The 6,518-nt window shown below is 55.5% G+C and carries 6 protein-coding genes; 4 read left to right on the top strand and 2 right to left on the bottom strand.

Translation table 11 applies throughout. The features are described from left to right. Positions 1-46: 46 nt before the first annotated feature. Entirely contained in the window at positions 47-1,657 is a 1,611-nt protein-coding gene (gene mqo, locus RTY00_RS17475; RefSeq protein WP_312665281.1) for a malate dehydrogenase (quinone), read from the bottom strand. Positions 1,658-2,192: 535 nt separating this feature from the next. Beyond that, the gene (locus RTY00_RS17470; RefSeq protein ID WP_007891898.1) at positions 2,193-2,432 is read right to left on the bottom strand and encodes a DUF1158 domain-containing protein; all 240 of its coding nucleotides are present in this window, start codon (positions 2,430-2,432) and stop codon (positions 2,193-2,195) included. 284 nt (positions 2,433-2,716) lie between these two features. Between RTY00_RS17470 and mntP the strand changes: the two genes are divergently transcribed. The 4 genes from mntP to RTY00_RS17450 form a co-directional block, all read left to right on the top strand. After that, positions 2,717-3,286, top strand: a complete 570-nt coding sequence (gene mntP, locus RTY00_RS17465) for a manganese efflux pump MntP (RefSeq protein ID WP_061719827.1) — start codon at positions 2,717-2,719, stop codon at positions 3,284-3,286. Between the two features lie 477 nt (positions 3,287-3,763). Further along, positions 3,764-4,771 (top strand): N-acetyltransferase DgcN, encoded by a 1,008-nt coding sequence (gene dgcN, locus RTY00_RS17460; protein WP_312665280.1) that lies wholly within the window; start codon positions 3,764-3,766, stop codon positions 4,769-4,771. Between the two features lie 2 nt (positions 4,772-4,773). Further along, positions 4,774-5,739: an N-acetyl-D-Glu racemase DgcA gene (gene dgcA, locus RTY00_RS17455; protein WP_312665279.1), complete on the top strand. Its 966-nt coding sequence runs from the start codon at positions 4,774-4,776 to the stop codon at positions 5,737-5,739. A gap of 18 nt (positions 5,740-5,757) precedes the next feature. Next, positions 5,758-6,518: ABC transporter ATP-binding protein (locus tag RTY00_RS17450; RefSeq protein WP_312665278.1), on the top strand; the 761-nt coding region annotated here is incomplete at its 3' end.

The following is a 6,518-nucleotide window of genomic DNA, read 5'->3' as shown; positions in this document are numbered from 1 at the left end:
CATTTGTAGGGTCGCCATTCAAGGCGACCAGGCTAGAACTACCTTGTTACTTCCCCACAACGTGCGCCGTTTCGCGCGCTTCATCGTTAGCGGCATCAGGCGTAATCACCGGCTCGTAATCGAGTTGCAGCACGCGGCTGGTGTCAGCCAGCACTTTCTCGGTCAATGCGACGTCGCCGTTCAGCTTGCGGCCCCACGATGGGATCACCATGCGGATTTTGGTCTGCCATTCCGGTGAACGCATCTGTTCCGGGAAGGCTTTCGCCATCAGCTCAAGCATAATCGGCGCGGCAGTGGAGGCGCCCGGTGATGCACCCAGCAACGCCGAAATCGAACCATCTTCCGAGGTCACCACTTCGGTACCGAGACGCAGCACGCCGCCTTCAACGGCATCGTTCTTGATGATCTGCACGCGCTGGCCGGCGGTGACTAAACGCCAGTCTTCCTGCTTCGCCTGCGGCACGTAAGCGCGTAACGCTTCCATACGATCGCTGTCGCTTTGCAAAACCTGATCAACCAGATATTTCACCAGGTCGAAACTCTTCAGACCAACCTGCACCATCGGCTTGAGGTTGCTGGTATTCATTGCGCCGAACATGTCCAGCAGCGAACCCTGCTTGAGGAATTTGGTAGAGAAGGTCGCAAACGGCCCAAACAGCAGCACCTGCTTGCCATCCAGCACGCGGGTATCGACGTGCGGCACCGACATCGGCGGTGCGCCGACGCTGGCTTTGCCATAAACCTTCGCCATGTGCTGTTTAACGACGTCAGGATTTTCCGTCACCAGGAATGAACCGCCCACCGGGAAACCGGCATAGCCTTTCACTTCCGGAATGCCGGATTTCTGCAGCAGCGGTAACGCCGCGCCGCCCGCACCGATAAACAGCTGGCGCGTGGTCAGCACGCGATTTTCACCGCTGGCCAGATTATGCAGCGTGACCTGCCAGCGACCGTCGCTCAGGCGTTTGATATCATGCACTTCCTGGCGCAGACGCAGGCGGAAATTGGCTTTCTTTTCTAAAGAAGCAATCAGCTGACGCGTTACTTCACCGAAGTTCACATCGGTGCCCATTTCGGTCCAGGTGGCCGCCACTTTCTGTTTGCTGTCACGGCCGTTCATCACCAGCGGAATCCACTCGGTGATTTGATCGCGGTCTTCAGAGTAATTCATGCCACGGAACAGCGTGCTTTTCTGCAACGCATTGAAACGCTTGCGCAGGAATTCAACGTTATCATCGCCCCAGACGAAACTCATGTGCGGCGTACTGTGGATAAAGCTTTTAGGATTGCGCAGGTTGCCTTTCTGAACGTGATACGCCCAGAACTGGCGCGAAATCTGGAACGATTCGTTAATCGCCACCGCTTTGGCGATGTCGATGCTGCCATCCGCCTTTTGCGGCGTATAGTTGAGCTCCGCCAGCGCGGCGTGTCCGGTTCCGGCGTTGTTCCAGCCATTAGAGGATTCAACGGCCACGTCATCAAGACGTTCAACCATCTCAATCGACCAGTCAGGTTCGAGATCTTGCAGCCATGCGCCCAAAGTCGCACTCATCACGCCTGCGCCAATCAGCAGTACGTCGACGTCTTTTCGTTCCTGAAGGTTTGCACTTTCCATGCCAGCGGCGGCGAGCGCCAGATTTACCGCAGTAGTACTCATGAGGCGACATCTCCTCTCTCTGTTGACCTGAAGCTCAACAGGTTCGCAGGCGAAATAGCCGCGCTTCTTTCGAGCGCGTGGCGCTATCTCTCAAAGGTTAAGACTCAGGTATAAGTCATGGGGACGATAACGGTTAACTGCACGTTATGCATATGCATCCGAATATAACATTCTCGTATCGGAATTAAACGTTTGTTTATTTTTTAAAGGCGGAAATGATTCAGCATAAGAATTAATCAGCTCAACCCCGCGGTCATAAGGGATTTTTATCTCTTAATCAGACGGTTAGAGTAATGCAGTTGTTACGCTATTGTGAGTGCCTTTGGTGGGATTGAAAACGGTGAGTGAGGTGCGTCACATTTTAATGTGTTGAAAATTATGGTTTTTAACTAAATTGATTATTTATGCGGATTTTATGTTGCGCGATATTTCGCCATATCGTGTAAAAGTAATGTTACATTTTTGTGGTGATGAATTTCAGCTTGGACGCGGATGCCCGCCAGAAGAAAAATGCATCACCTTGCCGGAAAAATGATCAGCGCGATCGGCGGCGCCAGAGGAAGCGAATCACGAAAAACTCAATCGCGCCCAGTAATAAAAACCACAAACTAAAGACGATGGTATACAGCTGATTAACATCCATCAGATGCAGGCTTTCCTGTAGCTGTTTTGCCAGCTCAATACCAAATGAAGGCGCGGGCAGCAGCAGGGCAGAAAGAAAGCCCAGCAGCAGAATGCCGCCTGGGATGATCAGCGTTTCGAATGGGTTATTCATGGTGGTTTTCCAAATCAGTTAGCGCGGGCATTAGCGCATAAAACCGCGCTACGGTGCAATCCCCGTGCCGAATCGCTCTAAGAAATTTCTTCTATTCCATTCACTTAGCGTCAAAAATAGCGAAAGTTAAGAGTTATAGCCTTTGCTATACTTAAATCCCTGATTTTACTGTCTTTTTTTTGCCGTTTTTGCGTGTTAGACTGCGCGCACTTTTTCATTACTGAACAATAAATGCGGATAAGTAGCGGCTTTAGCGCCGGTTCCGCAGCATTGATTGAAAACCCATGACATTTATCGCAACCCTGATTTTGGCCTTTGGCATGTCGATGGACGCTTTCGCCGCAGCATTGGGCAAAGGCGCATCGCTGCATCGCCCGAATTTCAAAGAAGCGCTGCGTACCGGTTTGATCTTTGGCGTCATCGAGATGTTAACGCCGCTGATTGGCTGGGCAATTGGTCTTGCGGCCAGCCGCTACATCATGGCGTGGGATCACTGGGTGGCGTTCGTGCTGTTAACCGTGCTGGGCGGCCGTATGATGATGGAAGGTTTCCGTCAAACCGCCGATGAGCCGTGCGAAGCGCCGCAGCGTCACGGTTTTATGGTGCTAGCGTTAACTGCTGTCGCCACCAGTCTTGATGCGCTGGCCGTCGGTGTTGGCCTGGCGTTCCTGCAAGTGAATATCATCATGACCGCCGTCACCATCGGCGCCGCTACCACTATTATGGCGACCACCGGCGTGCTGGTTGGCCGATTTATCGGTCCGGTGATGGGCAAATGGGCCGAAGTGTTGGGCGGTGTAGTGTTAATCAGCATCGGCTGCACCATTTTGGGCCAGCACTTAGGTTGGTTTTAATTGTAGGGTCGCCATTCATGGTGACCTCTTCTTCACATCCGCACCAAACCCCCATTATGTGATCTACTTCAAAAATAATTGCGGTAAAAACGCTCAGAGGCTATACTTTTTGCGTATTTCTTCAACAATTTTTGAACCAGGTGCCTTATGAAACGCTTTTTCCGCTACGTGTTTAATGCTTATGTTGAAACCTTCAAGCACGTACCGCCAGGCGCACAGCATTAATCCAGCGCTAACAGAATACCCTCGATAATCGCGGTCAGGGATCGACCTGTGGTTATCAACTGTTTTCTTATCTCTCCAGCCGCTAATCTCCCCATTTTTCCCCTAACTCGCTGATAAAACCCTTCAGCCATCAGATTTCGATCTGGCTATAGCCGCACGTTATACCCCGTAACTAAACAAGCATTCGTCACCCCATCTCCTGCATGAAATAGTCAATTCAGGCCCTATAAACCGTCTGAAACGAGAAACATCATGCTGATCCCACAACCTTATTTACTCTTCCTCGGCGACGTAACCGATCCACTGGCCGCTAAAACTGCCCGCGGCATCCACGTCTGGCGTCCAGAGCAGTGCGTTGGCGAAATCAAACTGCCGGGCTGCACCGTCACGCTGGGCCTTGACGTCCTCGACATTGCCGCTGCCAAAGCGCGCGGTGCTAAAACGCTGGTGCTCGGCACCGCGAATGCCGGTGGTTACTTGCCCACGCATTGGCTCGACACGGTAAAAAGCGCCATCTCTGCCGGGATGAACGTTGCCAGCGGTTTGCACCATCGTCTGGTGGATGAGCCGGAGCTGGTGGCATTGGCCAAAGAGTTCGGCGTTGAGCTGTTCGACCTGCGCCACATGCGTCCAAAGCTAGAAGTAGGCAGTGGTAAGAAGCGCACAGGTAAGCGTGTACTTACTGTCGGCACCGACTGCTCAGTAGGCAAGATGTACACCTCGCTGGCGCTGGAAGCCGCGATGCGCGAACGCGGCATGAAAGCCGATTTCCGCGCCACCGGCCAGACCGGTATTTTGGTGGCGGGCGAAGGTATCGCGATTGATGCGGTGATTGCCGACTTCATCGCCGGTGCGGTTGAAGCGCTGTCGCCAGCCAATGACGCCGATCACTGGGATATCGTTGAAGGTCAGGGTTCGCTGTTCCATCCATCCTACGCTGGCGTCAGCATGGGCCTGATTCACGGTGCGCAGCCGCATTGGCTGGTGATGTGCCATGAAATGGGCCGCCCGCATATGCGTCATCTGCCGCATCAGCCGATGGTCAGCCTGAAAGATTGCGTCGAAGCCAACCTGCGCGCGGCGCACGTTACCAGCGACGCGGTACAGCTGGCCGGTTTCGCCATCAACACCTCGAACTACAGCGAAGAAGAAGCGCGCGCCTATTGCGCAGAAATCAGCGCAGAATTCGGCGTGCCAGCCACCGATCCGGTGCGTTTCGGCATTGCGGATATCGCCGCGCTGCTGCAGGAGCGTGGCTAATTATGCGGCGCATGCAGATTGAAGTGCTGGAGCTGCCGCTGGCGCGTCCGTTTGCCATCTCGCGCGGCACACGCACGGCGGTCACGGTGATTCGCGTGACGCTGGAGCAGAACGGCTTTATTGGCCGCGGCGAATGTACGCCAACGCCGCGCTACGATGAAACGCCAGAAAGCGTCAACGCCGAACTGGAAGCGCTGCGCGCCGACATGGAAGCGGGCCTGAGCCGCCTCGATCTGCAAAGCCGCTTGTCTGCTGGTTCAGCGCGTAATGCGCTGGACTGCGCGCTGTGGCGTCTTGATGCCGCGCTGGCGAAGCACACGCTGTGGCAACAGTGCGAGCGTCGTCAGCCGCCATCGGTGATCACCGCCGAAACCCTCAGCCTCGATTCCATCGAGAACATGGCCGCCGCCGCTGCCGATGCGGTATCACGCGGCGCCATCCTGCTAAAAATCAAACTCAATCGCGACGAGATTCTGGAAAAAGTCGCCGCTATTCGTCAGGCCGCACCGCGCGCCACCTTAATCATTGATGCCAATGAAGCCTGGTCGGGCGTGGATTTGCCCAGCCTGTTCAACGCGCTGGCGAGTTTTAACATCGCGATGGTCGAGCAGCCGCTGCCGGCGGGCCAGGATCAGGAGTTGCAACGCTTCACGCACCCGATTCCGGTGTGTGCCGATGAGAGCTGCCACACACGTGAAGACATCGCGCAGCTGCGTAATCGCTACGAGATGATCAACATCAAGCTGGATAAGTGCGGCGGGTTGACCGAAGCGCTGGCGATGGTGGATGAGGCGCAGAAGCTTGATATGCGGTTGATGGTCGGCTGCATGCTTGGCTCTTCACTGGCGATGGAAGCGGCGCTGCCGGTGGCGATTGCTGCGGAACATGTCGATCTCGATGGCCCAATCTGGCTGGCCGCCGATAGCTCGCCCTTCCTTTCTTACGCTCAAGGCCAAATCTGGCTGTAACCCGCACGCGGAGCAACGATGACGGACACTTTACTTACACCCAACGCCGCCAGCGTTGCCGGTTCAGCGCCGGTGCTCGCGATTCAGGATCTCAGCGTCAGTTTTCGCGGCCGCAGCGGCGAAAATCAGGCGCTGAAAGGCATCAGTTTTAACATTCATCAGGGCGAAATTGTCGCCGTGGTCGGTGAAAGTGGCTCGGGTAAATCGGTCACCTCGCTGGCGGTAATGGGCTTGCTGGCCGCATCCGGGCGTATCGATCGCGGCAGCATGCAGTTTCGCGATCGTCAGGGCAACGCGCATCAGCTTGCCACGCTAACTGAAACGCAGCGCCGTGCCTTGCGTGGTCGTGAAATGGCGATGATTTTCCAGGAGCCAATGACCTCGCTCAATCCGGTGCTGCGCGTCGGCGATCAGCTGACCGAAGCGCTGCGGGATCATCAGATTTGCGACAAAAGTCAGGCCGAGGCGCGCGCCCGTGAGTTGCTACGCCAGGTGCGCATTGCCGATGTCGATCGGGTGATGAAAAGCTATCCGCATTCGCTGTCGGGCGGCATGCGTCAGCGCGTAATGATTGCGCAGGCGCTGGCCTGCGATCCGCAACTGCTGATTGCCGATGAGCCGACCACCGCGCTGGATGTCACGGTGCAGGCGCGCATCCTGCATATCCTGCGCGATCTGCAACGCGAGAAGCAGATGGCGGTGCTGTTCATCACCCACGACATGGGCGTGGTGGCAGAAATCGCCGATCGCGTGGTGGTGATGCTGCGCGGCGAAGTGGT

Origin of the sequence: Pantoea sp. CTOTU49201, assembly GCF_032054795.1 — a bacterium.
GTDB classification, from domain to species: domain Bacteria; phylum Pseudomonadota; class Gammaproteobacteria; order Enterobacterales; family Enterobacteriaceae; genus Pantoea; species Pantoea symbiotica.
Note: the sequence above shows the minus strand (reverse complement) of the source record. Positions and strands in the feature narration are given on the sequence as shown.